Raw genomic sequence first — 18,665 nt, 5'->3', positions numbered from 1 at the left:
CAATCTCGGCACAAGGGGTTTAGCAGCCCTTCTTGCATCTTGGCAGACCAAGCGACTTCGTCGTGGCTTGGTTTGTGTCGGCGCACGCATAGATGGCAGGCGCTGGCGGGGAGCCCCCCGTGGGCTGCCGGTTCCAAGATGCCGGTCTGCTAACCCTGTCAGGTGCCTGCCGCTCCCGTTTAGCAGCGGGGAGCAGGCTTAACCCATCTTGGAGGTGTAAGTCATGATTGATTCGAATCGCGTTCCGCGAACCTTGTTTTCCCTTGATCCTGACAGGCTGAAAGCCGGCTACCGCCGCGCCTAAGCGCTGACTGCTGGCTGCGCCTGTCCGGCCTGTATGTCGCCGCGCCGCATGGGAAGACGGTGGCGGTGCCTTGGCCGGGGTGCGCGGGCGTCTCAATAGCGCGCCGGCCTGGCGTGGCAGGCGGCGGGGATTCCGCCGCGGGAAAGCTTGAGCCGTCGTTTGGCGACAAACGGCGGCTTTTTGCATCGTTTCGGCCGCGCGGCTCAGGACGACGCGAGGCAGATCGTGAACAGGCTCTTAGAGCCTGTTCAAAGTCTCGCGAGCAAGGGCGAGACAAGGCGAAAACGAGCGAAAAAGCGGAATGTACAAGTGGTACATGAGCATTTTGAGCTCGGTTTCAACGCCGTATCGCCGAAGCGCAGCAGACTTTGAACAGGTTCTTAGGCAAAAGCCTGGCACACATCCACCCAGTCGGCCTGGGTGATGTGGTGCAGCTGCTGCGGCGATAGCCGCACCGCGCTGTGGACGGCGCCGGCGGCCGGCAGCACTTCGTCGTAGGCTTGCAGCGACACGTCCAGATAGATGGGCAGCTCGGTGGCGAGGCCAAACGGGCAGACGCCGCCCACCGGATGGCCGGTGATGGCTTCCACCTCGTCCGGCGGCAGCATCTTGCCCTTGCCAAAGGCGTCCTTGAACTTGCGGTTGTCGATGCGGGCGTCGCCGCGCGCCACCAGGATCACGTCGCGGCCGTCGTTCAGGCGGAAGGCCAGGGTCTTGGCGATGCGGCCGGGCTCCACGTCGTGGGCGGCGGCGGCTTCCGCCACGGTGGCGGTGCTGACTTCCAGCTCTATGATGGGGATGTCCAGCTGACGGGCGGCGAAAAACGCCTGGACGGACGCTAAGCTCATGTCTGGCCTCGAAGCGAAGGGTGGGGCGTTTCATTATTCCGCCCCATCCTTTGCTTGTGAAGCGTTTTTACTTCAGTCCTGCCGGGTGATGTCGCTGAGCTTATCGGCGATGTCCTGCGAGGTGGCGGCCTGTTCTTCCGCGGCGTTGGCGATTTCCACCACGAAATTGCGCATGGTGTTGATCTCGCCGACTATGGTTTGCAAGGCGCCCTCGGCGCGCTGGAAGTCGCTTTCCGTGGTCTGCACCTGTTCGCGGCCTTGCTCGATGGCGCGCACGTTTTGCTGCACCTCGCCCTGGATCGCGCGGATCATGTCGCCGATTTCCTGGGTGGCCTTGGTGGTGCGCTCGGCCAGCTTGCGCACCTCGTCCGCCACCACGGCGAAGCCGCGGCCCATCTCGCCGGCGCGCGCCGCCTCGATCGCCGCGTTCAAGGCCAAGAGATTGGTCTGGTCGGCGATGTCCTTGATCACGTTGACGATGTGGCCGATGGCTTCCGAGCGTTGGCCCAGCGAGACCAGGCTGTCCGCGGTCTGGCGCACCATGGCGCCCACCTGCAGCATGCCCTGGTTGGTGTCGCTGACGATGGCCATGCTTTTCTTGGCCTCGCCCAGCATCAGCTCGGAGGATTCGGAGGCGGAGGCGGTTTGCACCGCCACGTTCTGGATGGTGGCGCTCATCGCCTGCATGTTTTCCGACAACTCGTTGATGCGGACCTCCAGGAATTCGCGGCGCTGATTGCCTTGATCCTGCAGTTGCTGGGCGCGCACTTCGGCGGACACGTCCTGAAAACTGGCCATGAAGCACAGCAGTTGATCGGGATGGGCGGTGTCCCAGATTGGAAACACCTTGGTCTTGAACATGACCTCGCCCACCGGAATCATCGCGATATGCTGGTCTATCTTGCGGCTGGCCAGATCGGCCAGGATGCGGCGGTTGTGCTCCGGGTCGCGGTGGAATTGGTGGATGCTGTGGCCGTGGGCGTTCTTGACGTCGACGCCGGCGCGGAATTTCTGGTTCATCATTTCTCGATGCCGGCCCAGAATCTCGCGCGCGGTCTTGTTCATGTAAAAGATTGTGTTGTCGCGGCTGGTGTCGCACAGCATGATCAGATTGTCGGCGTGGTCCAGCACGCTTTCCAATTGGCGCACCTGGCGCGCCGCGTCCGCGGTCTTGTCGACCGCCTTCATGAAGCCGAACATCCTCATCTCCCGCCTAGGTAGTTTCACTCAAGCAACAGCTGCTTGTGGTTTGGCTGAGACGGAAGGGGAATGCAAGCCTTTTTTGATTTAAATCAAGTGCAATCGCATGATTTTAAAGGGTTAATTTATTCTCCCAGCGGTAGTTGCAGCGTCTCCTTGACCTCTTCCATCACCACATAGCTCTTGGATTCCTTGGCCGAGGGCAGTTGCAGCAGGATGTCGCCCAGCAGCTTGCGATACATCGACATGTCCGGGATGCGCGCCTTGATCAGGTAGTCGAATTCTCCGGACACCAGGTGGCATTCCAGGATTTCCGGGATACGCATGATTTCGCGGCGGAAGGCGTCGAAGATATTGCCGGATTTGGCTTCCAGCTTGATCTCCACGAACACCAGCAGCGCCGCGCCCATCGCATGCGGATTGAGGCGGGCGTAATAGCCTTCGATGATGCCGTCGCGCTCCATGCGGCGTACCCGCTCGGTGCACGGCGTGGTGGAAAGTCCCACCTTTTCAGAGAGTTCCGTCATCGAGATGCGGCCGTTTTTCTGCAGCAGGCGCAGGATTTTCAGGTCGGTTTTATCCAGCGCTTTGTCGCTGCTTGAACTTTTCTTCATGTTTTCACTATGTATATAAAAGTTTGCAGTTTAAAAATCTGTAGTCTGACGCTACTTTGGTGAAAAAACCCAGTGTTTCATTAATATACTACGCAAAATCACTATAGCCATGTAGTGCTGCAAACGGAGAGAGAAAATGAAGGTGATCGTGCTGGGCGGCGGTGTTCTGGGTGTGTCCACGGCTTGGTATCTGGCCAAGGCGGGCTGCGATGTGACGGTGCTGGAGCGCCAGGAAGGCGTGGCCTTGGAAACCAGCTTTGGCAACGCCGGCCAGATTTCCCCCGGATATTCCACCCCCTGGGCCGCGCCGGGCATTCCGCTGAAGGCGGCCAAATGGCTGTTCCAGCGCCACGCGCCGCTGGCGGTGAAGCCGGATGGCAGCCTGTACCAGCTGCAGTGGATCGCCAAGATGCTGGCCAACTGCAATGAAGACGCTTACGCGGTGAACAAGAGCCGGATGATGCGTCTGGCCGAATACAGCCGCGACAAGATGAAAGAGCTGCGCGCCGAAACCGGCATCGGCTACGAGGCGCGCCAGGGCGGCACGCTGCAGCTGTTCCGCAGCCAGGCCCAGGTCGATGGCGTCAGCAAGGACATCGCCGTGCTCAAGGAATGCGGCGTGGATTTCAAGGTGCTGGACCGGGACGGCTGCGCCGAGGTGGAGCCGGCGCTGGCCAGCGTCAAGCACAAGCTGACCGGCGGCCTGCAACTGCCCAATGACGAAACCGGCGATTGCAATCTGTTCACCGCCAGCCTGGCCGAGATGGCGCGCGCCAAGGGCGTGGAGTTCCGCTTCGGCGTGAGCGTGGGCGGCATCGAGAGCGACGGCAAGCGCATCACCGGCATCCGCGTCGGCGACGATTTGCTGACCGCCGATCACTACGTGGTGGCGATGGGCAGCTTCTCCCGCGACATGGTCAAGTCGCTGGGCATCGATATTCCGGTTTACCCGGTCAAGGGCTATTCGCTGACCGTGCCGATTACCAATCCGGCCGGCGCGCCGGTGTCCACGGTGCTGGATGAAACCTACAAGGTGGCGATCACCCGTTTCGACGACCGCATCCGCGTCGGCGGCATGGCCGAGCTGTCCGGCTACGATCTGTCGCTGAACCCGCGCCGCCGCGAGACGCTGGAAATGGTGGTGGGCGATCTGTATCCGAACGGCGGCGACATCCCGGCCGCCAGCTTCTGGACCGGTCTGCGCCCGATGACGCCGGACGGCACGCCCATCGTCGGCGGCACCCGCTTCGCCAATCTGTCGCTGAACACCGGTCACGGCACCCTGGGCTGGACCATGGGCGCCGGCTCCGGCAAGGTGCTGGCCGACATCATCACCGGCGCCAAGCCGGAGATCAGCCTGGACGGCCTGTCCATGCAGCGCTACGCCAAACAGGGCGAGACCCTGGTGGTGCCGGCCGCGCGGCCGGCCGTGGCGGGCGCTTGAGCATGCGGCCGCTGATCGCCACCATCCGCACCCAATACCTGCGCGACAACTACCTGCTGGCCAAGCGCCAGCACGGCGGGCGGGTATTGGCGGTGCTGAAGGCCAATGGCTACGGCCACGACGCGGCGCGTTGCGCCCAGGCGCTGGCCGATGTCGCCGACGGTTTCGCCGTCGCCTGCCTTGAGGAGGCGCTGCACCTGCGCGCCGCCGGCGTGAGCGCGCCCATCCTGCTGCTGGAAGGCGTGTTCGAGGCGGCCGAGCTGGCCGAAGTCGAGCGCCACCGGCTGTGGCTGGTGGTGCAGAGCGAAGAACAGCTGCGCATGCTGGAAGAGGCCCAGCCGGCCGCGCCGTTCCGCGTCTGGCTGATGCTGGACAGCGGCATGCACCGCGAGGGCTTTTTGCCGCGGCATTACCGCGCGGCCTGGGAGCGTTTGCAGGCCAGCGGCAAGGCGGAGAGCATCGTCAAGATGACCCACTTCGCCCGCGCCGACGAGCCGACGGTGCCGATGACCTTGGCGCAGATCGAAAGCTTCGACGCCGCCACCGCCGGCCTGCCGGGGGAGGAGAGCGTGGCCAATTCCGCCGGCATCCTGTGTCATCCGCGTTCGCGCCGCGACTGGGGCCGCGCCGGCATCCTGCTTTACGGCGCCAGCCCGCTGCCGGCGGGCTTCCCGCAGGGCGATGAGCTGAAACCGGTGATGCGGCTGAGCAGCCGCATCTTCGGCGTGCGCGAGCTGGCCGCCGGCGAGCCTATCGGCTACGGCAACAACTTCGTTACCGAACGGCCGACCCGGGTGGGCCTGATCGCCGGCGGCTACGCCGACGGCTATCCGCGGCTGGCCTCCAGCGGCAGCCCGGTGGCGGTGGACGGCCGCCGCTCGCGCATCATCGGCCGGGTGTCGATGGACATGATCACCGTGGACCTGAGCGAACTGCCCGCCGCCGGCATCGGCAGCGAGGTGGAGCTGTGGGGCGACACGGTGTCGGTCAACGAGGTGGCCGCCACCGCCGGCAGCATTTCCTATGAATTGCTGTGCAATATCAAGCGCGCACGCTTTGTATTCGAATAAGTTTTTTCTGATCTTCTGAAAGATATTTCAGAATCAAACGACTAAGGGATAAGCCCGGCCATTGGCCGGGTTTTTTTATTCGTATTGAATTTTCTGTTGCGCTAAGGCCGCAAGGCTGGCATCAAGTCTGGGTAATAGTGTCATTATTTGATAATTATTCTCATTAGTCTGGACGCGTCATGGAATTTCTGTTTTCCTTTATTTAAAAATAGTTACGAATCCGATGATGATTAAATACAAAAAACCATCGCCAGCTCAGTTCTGGCAGATGGCGGGGATCGTCTGCTGGGGCGTGGCGGCGCAGGCCGCGGAAGTGCCCGGCATGTCTGGCAGCATGCATCAGCAGATGGAAAACGATTCGCGGCGCCTGTTGCAGGACAACAGCCGCCGTTTCGACGCCATCATCCAGCAGCAGCGCTTGCGGCAGATGCTGCCGGACAGCAATACCATGCACCGGCCGGAAGCGGCGGAGATGGGCGAGATGGACTGCCTGCGCGTCAAGGGCGTGCGCCTGGCCGGCATCAAGCTGCTGAGCCGCAAGGAAGTGGCCTCGCTGGGCGAACTGGCCAGCGATTGCCTGAACAACGAAGAGTTGAACCGCTATAGCCGCGGCTTGACCCAGCTCTATCTGAAGAAGGGCTATATCGCCGCGCGCGTGGCGGCGGAAGGGCCGGACGAGCAGGGCGTGCTGATCTTGCGCGTGCACGAAGGACGGGTGGAGAAGATCGTCAGCGACGACCGGCGCAGCAATCCGGCCACCTTGTTTCCCGGCGTGATCGGCCGGCCGTTGAACATACACGACGCCGATCAGGGTCTGGACCAGGCCAACCGCCTGCCGTCCAGCAAGGCGACGCTGGACATCCTGCCCGGCGAAACCGTGGGCGGCTCCATCCTCAGCCTGCGCAACAATAAGGACGCGCCCTGGCGCTTGAACTTCAACGCCGACAACACCGGCCGCGATAGCACCGGCCGGGTGCAGGCCGGCGTGGGCCTGTCCTGGGACAGCCCGCTGGGTCTGTCCGATTTCGTCAGCGTGTCGGCGCAGCGCACCAGCAACGACAACGCGGTGCGGCATAGCCGCAGCGAATCGCTGTTTTATTCCCTGCCTTACGGCTATTGGACTTTCAGCGCCTTCGCCAGCCGCGCCGATTATCTGAACCCGCTGCAATTGCAGTACAGCGCGGTGAATTTGTCCGGGCGCACCGCACAGAGCGGCCTGCGCGTGGACCGGGTGCTGAGCCGCGGCCAGGACCAGACCACTTCGCTGATGGCGCAACTGACGCATAAGCGGGTGCGCAATTATTTTCTCGACAGCGAGATCGAGATCACCAGCCCGACGCTGAGCGTGGCCGAACTGGGCCTGTCGCGCTTGCAATTGCTCAGCGGCGGCGTATTGATCGCCGACGCCGGCGTGCAGCGCGGCACGCGCTGGCTGGGCGCCAGCGCGCCGGACCCGCGCGCGCCGGACGGCCCCAATCCGCAGTTCACCAAGTGGAAGGCGTCGCTGAACTGGTTTCAAAGCCTGGGCCTGCCTGGCGGACCGTATCAGCTCAATAGCGCGCTGACTGGCCAGACCAGCCGCGATTATCTGCCCGGCGTCGAACAGATGGATGTGTCCGACGCCAGCGCGGTGCGCGGTTTCCGCCGCAACACCCTGGCCGGGGAAACCGGCTGGTCCTGGCGCAATACCTTGTCGCGCCGCTTCGAACTGGCCGGCATCGGCGTGACGCCGCGTATCGGCCTGGACGGCGGCCGGGTGTTGCCGCATCGCTCGGTTCAGCAATGGCAGAGCATTGCCGGCGCCAGCCTGGGTCTGGCTTTCAGCTACCGCAAGGCCAGCCTGGACCTGGAGTACAGCCGGCCCTTGTACAAGCCGGCCGGCTGGCAGCAGGAAGGACATCAGCTATTTGCCAAACTGGCGCTGTCCTGGTGATGTCGTTGTGATTTATTTTTTGACGTGAACTTTTTTTGAAAGAAATTCGCCGCGAAGGCGACTAAGCGATATTGGCAGTATTTCATTTGAATTGATTTAAAAAGAGACGTAGATTCGAAATCAAACGTATGTTTCATTGCGGGCTAGTCCGGCTGGCAGGCTGGAAAGGCCCACGGAACATGGGTTGTCTGGATAGACGGTTTTGGACCGAATCTGCTTGTTCTCTGAATGAACGGGACTCAAATCATGAAGAAAAAAATAAATTTCGGCTTATCGGTAACGGGGAAAGTGGCCGCGGCGCTGACCCTGGCGTTTTGGGCGGTGGAAGCCGCGATGGCGGCCGGCATCGTCGCCGGCGGCAGCGGCGCGCAGCCGCAGGTGAGCAACGCCGCCAATGGCGCGGCGGTGGTCAATATCGTGGCGCCCAGCGCCGCGGGCCTGTCGCATAACCAATACCAAGATTTCAATGTCGGCAAGCCGGGCGCGGTGTTCAACAACTCCACCGCCGGCGGCCAATCGCAACTGGCCGGCCAGTTGGGCGCCAATGCCTTGCTGGGCGGGCGCGAAGCCAGCGTGATCTTGAACGAAGTGATCAGCCGCAACCCGTCCTTGCTGCTGGGCAAGCAGGAAGTGTTCGGCAAGGCCGCCGACTATGTGCTGGCCAACCCCAACGGCATCACTTGCAGCGGCTGCGGCTTTATCAACACGCCGCGCGCGTCGCTGCTGGTGGGCAACGCCAATATCGAAAACGGCGCCATCACCTCCTTGCAGGCGGCGATGAACGGCAACGCGCTCAGCGTCAACGGCGCCGGTCTGAGCGGCGTCAATGTGCTGGACCTGATCGCGCCGCGCATCGATGTGCGCGGCAATGTCGCCGCGCGCGAGCAGTTGAATGTCCGCGCCGGCTTCAACCTGGTGGATTACCAGGGCCAGGACGCCAAGGTGCTGCGCAGCGATAAGGCGCCGGAAGGCGTGGGTTCGCTGGACAGCGTGTTCCTGGGCGCGATGCAGGCCGGCCGCATCAATATCATCAGCACCGCCGACGGCGCCGGCGTCAATGTGGGCGGCAGCCTGAACGGCACGCAGGAAGTGTCGGTGGACGCGCGCCAGGGCAAACTGGCGCTGGAAGGCGCGCAGATCCGCGCCAGCGAAGGCAAGGTGGCGCTGGCCGCGCGCCAGATCGACAGCCGCGGCCGGGCGGAAACCTCCACCACCCAGGACAGCAGCCACGACGAGAGCTGGTTTATCTGGAAGACCGGTGAAACCAATACCGCCAGCAACAGCAGCGACACTCGCATCAAGCGTAGCGTCATCAGCGCGCGCGACGATGTGAGCCTCAGCGCCGGCGACGCGGCGACCTTGGCCGCCACCGACATCAATGGCCGCAATGTGGCGCTCAGCGGCAAGGATCTGACACTGGACAGCCAAGTGGCGGACAGCGCGTCCAGCAGCAGCAATCACGCCTGGAAAAACTCCTGGGCCTATAACCGTGACCAAAGCGAAACCAGCCAGCGCCAGGAAGGCGTGCGCATCCGCGCCGAGCAGGACGCCACGCTGACCGCGGCGGCGACCGCGGCGGATAACCAGGCGGTGGACGGCGCGCAGCCGCGCGGCCAGATCGCCATCCGCGGCGGCAGCGTCAGCGCCGGCCAGGACATCCGCCTGCAGGCCGACGGCGGCGTGAAGCTGAGCGGCGTGACGGAAACCGATACCCGCAACGACCGGGGCAACCGCAAGAACGACGGCGCCAGCCTGGAAACCGGCTCTTGGAACCATGCTTCCAGCGAGCAGCGCCTGGCGCAAAGCCAGCTGCGCGCCGGCCGTGATCTGGATATCCGCGCCAGCGGCGATATCGACGCCAAGGCGGCCAAGCTGGCCGCCGGCCGCGACGCCTCCCTGGACGCGGGCGGCGCGCTCGGCCTGGGCGTGCAGCAGACGACGAACCAGAACAGCCAGCGCAACGACCAGGTGTATTGGGGCGGCATCGGCGGCGGCGGCAACCGTGACAACGGCAAGACCGACACCGTCAACAACGGCAGCGATCTGACCGCCGGCGGCAAGCTGACGCTGCGCGGCGACAGCGTGGCGATCGCCGGCAGCCGCGCCCGCGGCGAGCGGGACGCGGTGGCGATCAGCCGCAACGGCGACATCAGCATCGACAGCGTGGTCAATCAATCGCAAACCCGTACCGATCAGCGCAGCGGTACTGCCTTCAACATCACCAAGAGCAGCAGCAAGGGCAATGCCAGCCAGCAGCAGGCGGTCAACGCCGAGCTGAAGTCCGACACCAATCTGAGCATCCAGTCCGCCAAGGACGTGGCGATCAGCGGCAGCCAGGTGCGCGCCGGCGGCGAATTGAACGTGGCCGCCAACGGCGACATCAAGGTGGCGGCGTCGCAGACCCGCGACACGGTGAAGAGCAAGGATACCGAGCTGGCGCTGCGCGGCGTCGGCGAGATCACCGGCGACAAGCAGTACCGCGGCGGCGTGCGCATCGAGCACAGCAGCAACAGCGTGGACCGCGACGCGACCCAGAACCAGGCGGCGACGCTGTCCGGCGACAAGGTGGCGCTCAATGCCCAGGGCGATCTGACCGTGACCGGCTCCAAGCTGAACGCCGGCGCCGGCGGCGCGGCCCTCAGCGGCCAGAACGTCAGCCTGAACGCGGCGCAGGACACGGTGAAGGAAAGCAAGAGCAGCAGCGTCACCGGCGGTGGCATCTATATTGACGCCGGCCTGGACAAGACCGGCGTGGCGCTGGGCGTGGACCAGAAGAACAGCCGCAGCCAGTCCGACAGCAGCACCGCCCAGGTCAGCGCGATCAACTCCAAGGGCGGGGTCAGCATCGTCGCCGGCAATGGCGAAGGCGACATCCGCAACCAGGGCACCCAGGTCAAGGCGGATGGCGACATCAAGCTGGCTGGCGGCCGCATCGACAACCAGGCGGCCAACAGCACCCAGAAAACCACCACCGACAGCAGTCATTGGGGCGTGGAAGTGGGCGTCAACGCCGATTACAGCGGCGTGACCCGTCCGCTGGTGGCGGCCGGCGAAAAAGTGGTCAAGGGCGATGTGATCGGCGCGGCCGGCGCCGCCGGCGATCTGGGCGCGGCCAATCTGGGCGTGGATGTCGGCGTCAAGGCCGGCGTCGGCTCGGAAACCCGCCAGTCCAGCACCGCGCAGGCCAGCAGCCTGAACGGTGGCAATATCAAGGTGGACGCCAAGGCCGGGCTCAGCGATCAAGGCACCCAGTACCAGGCCGGCAACACGGTGGAGATCAAGGCTGACAGCCACCAGTTCAGCGCCGCGGCCAATACCCAGAGCCAGAGCGGCAGCAAGACCGAGGCCGATGTCGGCGTGCGCGTCTACACCACCACCGGCGAGGATGTGAACGTCAAGGCGGCCGGCAGCGGCAGCACGGTGACCAGCGCCTCGTCCAGCTCCACCGCGGTCACCGGCGGCATCCGCGCCGGCAACGGCGTCAAGGTGGACGTGGACAACAACGCCGCTTACCAGGGCGTGGCCATCTCCGGCGGCAAGGCCGCGGCCAGCGTCAATGCCGGCGGCGACCTGAGCTTCAGTCAGGCCAATAACAGCAGCAGCAGCGAGCAGCACACCGTGGGCGGCAAGGCCAATCTGGCCATCACCACCAGCCCGATCGAGGGCGGCGGCAAGAATGTCGGCGGCAGCGGCGGGGTGGCTGTGAACGTGGACAAGCAGCAAGCCAAGTCCAGCACCGCGGTGACCGGCGGCGTGGACGCCGACGCCGGCGTGAGCTTGACGGCCGGCGGTAAGCTGGGTCTGCAGGGCGACAAGATCGCCAGCCGCGGCGATGTGACCTTGCAGGGCGACAAGGTGGAGTTCAAGGCCGCCGAATCCAGCGCCGACAAGTCCGGCAGCCAGTGGGGCTTCGACCTCAAGGCCGGCGGCAGCCAGAGCAATGGCCAGGACAAGGCGAGCAAGGGCTTTAATGTGGGCGCTGGCGGCAATTACGCCAGCACCGACGAGTCCAGCCGCAGCCAGGCCGGCGGCAGCGTGGTCAGCGGCGGCAAAGCCAGCATCGAGTCCGGCAGCGGCGGCATTCGCCTGAGCGGCGCCCAGGTGCAGGGCGACAGCGCCAAGCTGGACAGCCAGGGCGATATCCGCCTGGAGTCGGCGCAGTCCAGCAGCCAACGCAACAACTGGAGCGTGGCCGGCAATATCGGCGGCGGCAACAAGGCCAGCAGCGACAAGGAAAACGGCCAGATCAAGCCTGACAGCACCAAGAACGTGCATGACATCAAGGCTGGCCTGGAGGTGAAGGTGGATCAGCAGGACAAGCTGAGCAACGCCAACGCCAGCGTGACCGCCAAGCAGCAAGTGGAACTGAACGCCGAGGGCAACGCCACCCTGGCCGGCGCCAATGTCAGCGGCAAGACCGTCACTGGCCAGGTGGGCGGCAAGCTGGCGCTGGAAAGCCGTCAGGATCGCGACAACAGCGTGAAGGTGGACGTGGCGCTGGGCGTCAACAGCTCCAACGGCAAGGAGGACGGCCTGGTCGATCAGGTCGCCGACAAGGCCGGTCCGCTGAAGGACAAGGTGAAGGAGAAGGGCACCGAACTGGTCAACGCCGCGTCCGACAAGGTGAAGGAGAAGTACGACAGCTTCGCCTTCAACAAGGGCCTGAAGGAAGATACTACCAATGCGGTGAGCTTCAACGCCAACAGTGAAACCGTCACCCTGCCCGAGCAGCCGACTTCCGGCCCGGCCAAGTCCGGCACGCTGGACACCCTGGCGCGCAAAGGCGGCAACACGCTGAAGGACAAGCTGCTGAACGCCCAGGACAAGGGCACCGAGCTGAAGGCCGACGTGGACGTCAGCGTCAAGCGCGACAACTCGGTGGGCACGGTCACCGGCATCGCCGGCACCGACGGCGTGACGCTGCAAGTGGGCGGCAAGACCCAGCTGACCGGCGCGACCGTGTCGTCCGCCAATGGCAAGGTGGACCTGGGCGATTCCAAGGTGGAAACCGCCGACATCGCCACCGAACGCTACAACGGTGGCGGCGGGGTCAAGCTGAACAGCACCCCGTCCGGCATCCTGAAGCAGGCGGTCAGCGATGTGACTTCCGGCAAGGCGCCGCTGATCCGCGCCGAGCATCAGAATACGTCGACCGTGGTACAAGGCGGCATTCAGAGCAAGTAAGGCGTTCGATCCGAGCGAAAACCCCCGTCAGGAAACTGGCGGGGGTTTTGTTTTGGGGCTGTTCCCTTAGAACGTGTTTCCGATCTCGCGAGCCAGGGCGAGACAAGGCGAAAACGGCGGAAAAAGCGGAATGTACACACTGTACATGAGCATTTTGAAGGCGTTTTCAACGCCGTATCGCCGAAGCGTAGTAGATCGTAAACAGGTTCTCACAGGGGAATGAACTCCGTCTCCCCCGGCACCATCGGGAAGCGCTGCGCAATCCAGTCCGCGCGCGCCTGAGCCAAACGATCGCGGTTGCTGGACACGAAGTTCCAGTCCAGATAACGCGGGCTGGCCGGCGGCGTGCCGCCTAGCAGCATCACCCGGCTGTCGCTGAGCGCGAGCAGTTCGCCGCCCTGGCCGGTTTGCAGCAGGCCCAATTCGTTGACGTTCAGCGTGGCGCCGTCCACGTCCAGTTCGCCGGCGGCGACATAGGCGGCCAGTTCGTCCACGCCTTGCGGCAGCGCCAAGCGCGCGCCGGCCGGCATGGCGGCGCTGGCGTAGAACACCGGCAGCGGATAGGCGACCGGCGAGCGATGGCCCCAGCCTTCGCCGATCAGCAGGTTCAGTTCCACCCCGTTCTGGTTCCAGCGCGGCAAGTCCTCGGCCGGGTAATGGGCGAAGGCCGGCTCGCATTCCTCCAGTTCATCCGGTAGCGCCAGCCACAACTGCATGCCTTCCACCGCCACGCCTTGCTGGCGGATGTCGGCCGGCACCCGCTCGGAGTGGGTGATGCCGCTGCCGGCGGTCATCAGATTGACCGCGCCGGGCGCGATGCGCTGCACCGTGCCCAGGCTGTCGCGATGCATCATCGCGCCGGAAAACAGATAGGTGACGGTGGCCAGGCCGATGTGCGGATGCGGCCGTACATCACCGGCGCTGCCTTCGGCGGCGAAATGGGCCGGGCCCATGTGATCGAGAAACACGAAGGGGCCGACGCGGCGCGCCTGGCGGGTGGGCAGCAGTCGGCGTACCGGAAAGCCGATGTCGCGGTCCAGGCTGGCGATGGTTTGGGTGAGTAGCGGCATAATGCCTCCAGGCAATGGCATGCGGGTCAGAAGCGTCCGTCGCGGAAATCGCTGATGGCTTCTTCCACTTGCTCGCGGGTATTCATCACAAACGGCCCCCACTGGGCGATAGGTTCGCCCAAGGGCTTGCCGGCAATCAGCAACAAGCGGCTGTCGATCTCGGCGCGAACGCTGACGCCGTTGCCGCCGTTGCGATTGTCCAGCACCGCCATCTGCCTTGCCTTGACGCCGCGTTGCTGCGCACCGACGGCGACCTCGCCCTGGTAGACGTAGATGAACGCGTTGTGGCCGGAGGGTATCTCCAGCGCCTCTTCGCCTCCGGCGTCAAGATGCAGATCCAGATAGAGCGGTTCGGTGAGCTCCCGCTCCACCGCGCCGGCCTGGCCGCGCCAACGCCCGGCGATCAGCCGCGCCGCGCCGTCGGCAGGGGCTGTTGGAATCTCGGCTGCGGGAATGTCGCGATACCACGGCGCGCACAGCTTGCGTTCCGCCGGCAGGTTCAGCCACAGCTGGAAGCCATGCATCAGGCCGTCTTCCTGTTCCGGCAGCTCGGAATGGACGATGCCGCGGCCGGCGGTCATCCATTGCACGCCGCCGGGTCCGAGCAGGCCTTCGTTGCCGGCGTTGTCGCGGTGGCGCATGCGGCCTGCCAGCATATAGGTGACGGTTTCGAAGCCCCGGTGCGGATGGCTGGGGAAGCCGGCGATGTAATCACCGGGATTGTCGGAGCGGAATTCGTCCAGCATCAGGAATGGGTCCAGCCGTCGCTGCAGATCGGCGGTGAGCACGCGAAGCAGGCGCACGCCTGCGCCGTCGGTCACCGCTTGGCCGTCGACCAGGCGCTCTGCTTCCCGGCTGATGAAAGAGTGTTGCATGACCATGTCTCCCTGTGGGGCCGGACTCGCGTCCGGCGGTTGGCATGATCGGATTATTACGCGCCGCCATGGCGCTTGATAGCGCAAAGAATTGCGCGCCAGGTTCAAATAATTTGAAGACGGAGCGGCGGGTTTCAGCTCAAGGCGTTCTGCGGGCTTTGGTTGCGCAGGTAGTCTTCCAGCGCGTGGCCGGCGGACAGAATGTGAAAGCGGATGAATTCCGCGGCTTCATCTGCCTTGCCTTGGCGTGACAGCTCCAGCAGTTTGCTGTGTTCCTCGTGCGCCCGTTCCATGGTGCGGGTGAACAAGATCTGCATCCGGGTGTAGCGGTCGGTTTTATTGTGCAGTTGCTCGATCAGCGCCAGCGTGTTTGGCCGCTTGGCGGCTCGGTACAGCGCAAGATGGAAGCGAGAGTTCAATTCGCCCCAGTGGCGCACGTCGTTGTTGCGCAGCGCTTGTTCGAATTCGCGCAGGGTTTGCTGGGCCAGATCGTGATCGGCCCTGGTGTGACAGGGGATGGCGGCTTTGAGCACCGAACCTTCCAGCATCGCGCGGATTTCCAGCAGTTCCAGCACGTCTTCCAGCGACAGCTTGGACACCAGCGCGCCTTTGTGGTCGATGATCTGGATCAGGCCTTCGGCTTCGAGCTGGCGCAGCGCTTCGCGCACCGGCACCCGGCTGACGCCGTATTCATTGGACAGCGCTTCTTGGCGCAGCTGTTGGCCATCGGCGAATTCTCCGGAGAGAATGCGCTGGCGCAGGGATTCGGTTACGGCACTGGTGAGCGTCTGGCGCTTGATTGGCTGCAAGGTGGTCATGGTGGTGGGTGTCTTAGGTCAGTCAAGCGGTGTCATGCGAATGTATTCGATTATACGGAGCTTGAACTGTCAGACAAGGCCCAAAACTGACCTTAGGGGTCGCCAAAATGAAAAAACCCGGCGTTTAGGCCGGGTTTTTAAGGCTTGGGGTGGATGATGGGGCTCGAACCCACGACAACAGGAATCACAATCCTGGACTCTACCAACTGAGCTACATCCACCGCAGAAAGCGGTGAGTCAACGCCCTAGGGCGGCAACTTGAATAGGGTGGGGTGGATGATGGGGCTCGAACCCACGACAACAGGAATCACAATCCTGGACTCTACCAACTGAGCTACATCCACCACTGAAACAACGACTGCATTGTACTACAAAAATCTTGGCGCGCCCGACAGGACTCGAACCTGTAACCCCCGGCTTAGAAGGCCGGTGCTCTATCCGGTTGAGCTACGGGCGCTCGGTCGGGCTCCGTCTTACTGCTGGTCGGGGCGGCGGGATTCGAACTCGCGACCCCCTGATCCCAAATCAGGTGCGCTACCAGGCTGCGCTACGCCCCGACGACAGAGAACGCAACTATACGGATGGCGATTTAGGCTGTCAACACCCGTTTGCAATTAAATTGCGGTCGCTGAGAGGCGCAATATCGGGAAAGTGGAAGGCTGGATGGCGGTTTTCTTTATTTATCTTGATGTTAAGTAAGTTTTGTTGCGCAGCGCCATTTCAGAAGCAGCGGAAAAATGCGAGAATATGCGCCTTCTTTTTCAGCTTCTTTTATGGAATCGGCCCATGGCAGCACAACGGATTGACGGTAAAGCGGTAGCGGAAAAACTGATCGCCAAGGTGGGCGAGGGCGTGCAGGCGCGCGTGGCAGCGGGCAAGCGCGCCCCGGCGCTGGCGGTGATCCTGGTGGGCGAGGACCCGGCGTCCGCGGTCTACGTGGGCAGCAAGAAGCGCTCCTGCGAGAAAGCCGGCATCCGTTCGCTGGCCTATGACCTGCCGGCCAACACCAGCCAACAGGAGCTGCTGGACATCATCGACCGCTTGAACGCGGACGCGGAGGTGGACGGCATCCTGGTGCAATTGCCGCTGCCCAAGCAGATCGATCCGCAAGCGGTGATCGAGCGCATCGACCCGAAAAAGGATGTCGACGGCTTCCATCCCTATAATATGGGCCGGCTGGCGATCAAGATGCCGCTGCTGCGGCCGTGCACGCCGCGCGGCGTGATGACGCTGCTGGAAGAATACGGCATTGATCCCAAGGGCAAGAAGGCGGTGATCGTCGGCGCGTCCAATATCGTCGGCCGTCCGCAAGCGCTGGAAATGCTGCTGGCGCGCGCCACGGTGACGGTGTGCCACAGCGCCACCGCCGATCTGGCCGCCGAAGTGGCTGCGGCCGATATCGTGGTGGCGGCGGTGGGCATCCCCAACTTCGTCAAGGGCGAGTGGATCAAGCCGGGCGCGGTGGTGATCGACGTGGGCATCAACCGTCTGGACAGCGGCAAGCTGTGCGGCGACGTGGAATTCGCCACGGCGGCCGAGCGCGCCGGTTTCATCACCCCGGTGCCGGGCGGCGTCGGCCCGATGACGGTGGCCACCCTGCTGCAGAACACCTTGGATTCCGCCAATATGCATGCTTGAACGGCTTGCCCGTTCGGCCGAAAACGCCATCGCCGCCACCGCGGCGGTGGCGTTTTTGTTTCTCGGCGCCATTTTGGTGGCAGGCGCTTGCAAACAAAGCGAGACGCTGGCGGCCCGGCTATCGTAAAATCGACGGTTTTAGTTTGCAGTAACGACAGAATTCGATCATGAGTCAAGACAAGCAATCGGCCACGCTGTTGATCAGCGCGCCGGACAAAAAGGGCCTGGTGGCGGCGATCGCCAACTTCCTGATGACCTACAACGCCAACATCATGCACGCGGACCAGCATCAGGACACCAGTGAAAACCTGTTCCTGATGCGGGTGCAGTGGGATGTGGACGGCTTCACCCTGCCGATGGAGAACTTCGCCGCCGCCTTCCAGCCGATTGCCGACGAGCACGCGATGAACTGGAAGGTGTCGCTGTCCACCCGCAAGCCGCGGATGGCCATCTTCGTGTCGCAGTACGAGCATTGCCTGGTGGACCTGATGCACCGCTGGCGCATCGGCGAGCTGGACTGCGAGATCCCGCTGGTGATTTCCAATCACGAAACCTGCCGCCGGCTGGTGGAGTTCAACGGCATTCCCTTCCATGTGATCAAGGTCACCAAGGACAATAAGGAAGAGGCCGAGGCCGAGCAGTTCCGCCTGCTGGAAGAGGCCGGCGTCGATTTCATCGTGCTGGCGCGCTATATGCAGATCCTGTCCCAGGGCTTCGTCGAGCGCTATCCGGACCGGGTGATCAACATCCATCACAGCTTCCTGCCCGCCTTCGACGGCGCCAAGCCCTACCATCGCGCGTTTGCGCGCGGGGTGAAGCTGATCGGCGCCACCAGCCACTATGTGACCGAGGATCTGGACGAAGGCCCGATCATCGAGCAGGAAGTGACTCGCATTTCTCACCGCGACGAAGTGGACGACCTGATCCAGAAAGGACGCGACCTGGAAAAGGTGGTGCTGTCGCGCGCCGTGCGCTGGCATATGGACAACCGCGTGCTGTCCTATAACAACAAGACGGTAGTCTTTGACTGAGAGCGGACATGCGCCTGCTGATTGACGATGTGGTGGATTTGCTGCGCTTCCGGGTCAAGCCCCTGGATGCCTATCAGTATCCACGCTGGCAGACCCTGGTGTTTCTGATCTTGCTGGGCCTGGTGGCGAGCGCCGACACCGCGGAGCTGGGCGACAACCTGACCGGCCGCATGCTGTTCATGGTGCTGTTCACGCTGGCGGAAACCCTGTGTTTCGCCGCTTTCATCGGCCTGTGGCTGCGCTTCGCCAAGTGGGAAGGGCGCGAGTCCCTGTTCGGCCTGGTGGCGGTGGCCAGCGGCCTGCAGTTCATCGAGCCGCTGACCAGCTGGCTGCCGGACGATGTGGCGCTGGCGGTCAACGCGGTATTGTCCATCTTCGGCATCCTGGTCTTGGTGAATGCGCTGGCCGTGGTGTCGGGCATCCACCGGCTGCGAGTGGCGCTGGGGGTCTTGCTGTTCGCGCCGGTGGCCATGGTGCTGTTGGCTGGCGCCTTGTCGCTGGGCTCGGCCGCGGGCTGGGTGGATCTGCCCGCAGGCGTGGCGGACAGCGCGCGCGGGGCGGAGAGTTCGGCGCCGATTACCGGCATCTGAGCCGTAGCCTGAGCCGGAAAATGAAACAGGACATGCCAAGGCATGT

Annotated in this window: 13 protein-coding genes and 4 tRNA genes; 7 read left to right on the top strand and 10 right to left on the bottom strand. The window is 63.7% G+C overall.

Translation table 11 applies throughout. The features are described 5' to 3' along the window. Positions 1-684: 684 nt before the first annotated feature. The 3 genes from VI26_RS14580 to VI26_RS14570 all read right to left on the bottom strand — a co-directional run bounded on the left by VI26_RS14580 (position 685) and on the right by VI26_RS14570 (position 2,966). A complete protein-coding gene (locus tag VI26_RS14580; protein ID WP_043641076.1) occupies positions 685-1,152 on the bottom strand; it encodes a YbaK/EbsC family protein in 468 nt (155 codons plus the stop codon). 72 nt (positions 1,153-1,224) lie between these two features. Continuing rightward, positions 1,225-2,352: a methyl-accepting chemotaxis protein gene (locus VI26_RS14575; RefSeq protein WP_048410474.1), complete on the bottom strand. Its 1,128-nt coding sequence runs from the start codon at positions 2,350-2,352 to the stop codon at positions 1,225-1,227. A 125-nt stretch (positions 2,353-2,477) separates the two neighbouring features. Beyond that, a complete protein-coding gene (locus VI26_RS14570; protein WP_048410473.1) occupies positions 2,478-2,966 on the bottom strand; it encodes a winged helix-turn-helix transcriptional regulator in 489 nt (162 codons plus the stop codon). Between the two features lie 136 nt (positions 2,967-3,102). On the opposite strand from VI26_RS14570, the gene VI26_RS14565 reads away from it, so the two are divergent. From VI26_RS14565 to VI26_RS14550, 4 genes are all read left to right on the top strand, one after another. Continuing rightward, positions 3,103-4,410 (top strand): D-amino acid dehydrogenase, encoded by a 1,308-nt coding sequence (locus tag VI26_RS14565; RefSeq protein ID WP_048410472.1) that lies wholly within the window; start codon positions 3,103-3,105, stop codon positions 4,408-4,410. Positions 4,411-4,412: 2 nt separating this feature from the next. Then, complete coding sequence (gene alr, locus VI26_RS14560) at positions 4,413-5,480, top strand: alanine racemase (protein WP_048410471.1); 1,068 nt, start codon at positions 4,413-4,415, stop codon at positions 5,478-5,480. A gap of 226 nt (positions 5,481-5,706) precedes the next feature. Further along, positions 5,707-7,413 (top strand): ShlB/FhaC/HecB family hemolysin secretion/activation protein, encoded by a 1,707-nt coding sequence (locus VI26_RS14555; RefSeq protein ID WP_048410500.1) that lies wholly within the window; start codon positions 5,707-5,709, stop codon positions 7,411-7,413. Between the two features lie 246 nt (positions 7,414-7,659). Continuing rightward, the gene (locus tag VI26_RS14550; protein ID WP_197081482.1) at positions 7,660-12,597 is read left to right on the top strand and encodes a hemagglutinin repeat-containing protein; all 4,938 of its coding nucleotides are present in this window, start codon (positions 7,660-7,662) and stop codon (positions 12,595-12,597) included. Positions 12,598-12,806: 209 nt separating this feature from the next. Here the strand turns inward: VI26_RS14550 and VI26_RS14545 are convergent, their stop codons facing one another. From VI26_RS14545 to VI26_RS14515, 7 genes are all read right to left on the bottom strand, one after another. Continuing rightward, a complete protein-coding gene (locus VI26_RS14545) occupies positions 12,807-13,667 on the bottom strand; it encodes a pirin family protein (protein WP_048410470.1) in 861 nt (286 codons plus the stop codon). 26 nt (positions 13,668-13,693) lie between these two features. After that, on the bottom strand, positions 13,694-14,542 hold the full coding sequence (locus tag VI26_RS14540; RefSeq protein ID WP_156183894.1) for a pirin family protein: 849 nt from the start codon (positions 14,540-14,542) through the stop codon (positions 13,694-13,696). 134 nt (positions 14,543-14,676) lie between these two features. Continuing rightward, positions 14,677-15,360 carry a GntR family transcriptional regulator gene (locus VI26_RS14535; protein ID WP_048410468.1) on the bottom strand — a complete coding sequence of 228 codons (684 nt, stop codon included), beginning with the start codon at positions 15,358-15,360 and terminating at the stop codon, positions 14,677-14,679. A gap of 145 nt (positions 15,361-15,505) precedes the next feature. Beyond that, positions 15,506-15,581, bottom strand: a tRNA-His gene (locus VI26_RS14530). A 47-nt stretch (positions 15,582-15,628) separates the two neighbouring features. After that, a tRNA-His gene (locus VI26_RS14525) sits at positions 15,629-15,704 on the bottom strand. A gap of 36 nt (positions 15,705-15,740) precedes the next feature. Next, a tRNA-Arg gene (locus VI26_RS14520) sits at positions 15,741-15,817 on the bottom strand. Positions 15,818-15,840: 23 nt separating this feature from the next. Beyond that, positions 15,841-15,917: transfer RNA gene (locus VI26_RS14515), tRNA-Pro, on the bottom strand. A 229-nt stretch (positions 15,918-16,146) separates the two neighbouring features. Between VI26_RS14515 and folD the strand changes: the two genes are divergently transcribed. From folD to VI26_RS14500, 3 genes are all read left to right on the top strand, one after another. After that, positions 16,147-16,998, top strand: a complete 852-nt coding sequence (folD, locus tag VI26_RS14510) for a bifunctional methylenetetrahydrofolate dehydrogenase/methenyltetrahydrofolate cyclohydrolase FolD (protein ID WP_048410467.1) — start codon at positions 16,147-16,149, stop codon at positions 16,996-16,998. A 167-nt stretch (positions 16,999-17,165) separates the two neighbouring features. Further along, on the top strand, positions 17,166-18,029 hold the full coding sequence (gene purU, locus VI26_RS14505) for a formyltetrahydrofolate deformylase (protein ID WP_048410466.1): 864 nt from the start codon (positions 17,166-17,168) through the stop codon (positions 18,027-18,029). An 8-nt stretch (positions 18,030-18,037) separates the two neighbouring features. Next, positions 18,038-18,619: a hypothetical protein gene (locus VI26_RS14500; protein ID WP_048410465.1), complete on the top strand. Its 582-nt coding sequence runs from the start codon at positions 18,038-18,040 to the stop codon at positions 18,617-18,619. Positions 18,620-18,665: the final 46 nt, after the last annotated feature.

The organism is Chromobacterium sp. LK1 (assembly GCF_001043555.1).
Lineage (GTDB): Bacteria > Pseudomonadota > Gammaproteobacteria > Burkholderiales > Chromobacteriaceae > Chromobacterium > Chromobacterium aquaticum.
The sequence above is the reverse complement of the archived record's forward strand: the minus strand, read 5'-3'. Positions and strand labels throughout refer to the sequence as shown.

Coding starts and splice junctions, on each gene's coding strand:
- VI26_RS14535 (WP_048410468.1), bottom strand. CDS start 15,360: ATGACCACCTTGCAGCCAATCAAGCGCCAGACGCTCACCAGTGCCGTA.
- purU (WP_048410466.1), top strand. CDS start 17,166: ATGAGTCAAGACAAGCAATCGGCCACGCTGTTGATCAGCGCGCCGGAC.
- VI26_RS14580 (WP_043641076.1), bottom strand. CDS start 1,152: ATGAGCTTAGCGTCCGTCCAGGCGTTTTTCGCCGCCCGTCAGCTGGAC.
- VI26_RS14565 (WP_048410472.1), top strand. CDS start 3,103: ATGAAGGTGATCGTGCTGGGCGGCGGTGTTCTGGGTGTGTCCACGGCT.
- VI26_RS14555 (WP_048410500.1), top strand. CDS start 5,707: ATGATTAAATACAAAAAACCATCGCCAGCTCAGTTCTGGCAGATGGCG.
- VI26_RS14570 (WP_048410473.1), bottom strand. CDS start 2,966: ATGAAGAAAAGTTCAAGCAGCGACAAAGCGCTGGATAAAACCGACCTG.
- VI26_RS14500 (WP_048410465.1), top strand. CDS start 18,038: ATGCGCCTGCTGATTGACGATGTGGTGGATTTGCTGCGCTTCCGGGTC.
- folD (WP_048410467.1), top strand. CDS start 16,147: ATGGCAGCACAACGGATTGACGGTAAAGCGGTAGCGGAAAAACTGATC.
- alr (WP_048410471.1), top strand. CDS start 4,413: ATGCGGCCGCTGATCGCCACCATCCGCACCCAATACCTGCGCGACAAC.
- VI26_RS14540 (WP_156183894.1), bottom strand. CDS start 14,542: ATGCAACACTCTTTCATCAGCCGGGAAGCAGAGCGCCTGGTCGACGGC.
- VI26_RS14575 (WP_048410474.1), bottom strand. CDS start 2,352: ATGTTCGGCTTCATGAAGGCGGTCGACAAGACCGCGGACGCGGCGCGC.
- VI26_RS14550 (WP_197081482.1), top strand. CDS start 7,660: ATGAAGAAAAAAATAAATTTCGGCTTATCGGTAACGGGGAAAGTGGCC.
- VI26_RS14545 (WP_048410470.1), bottom strand. CDS start 13,667: ATGCCGCTACTCACCCAAACCATCGCCAGCCTGGACCGCGACATCGGC.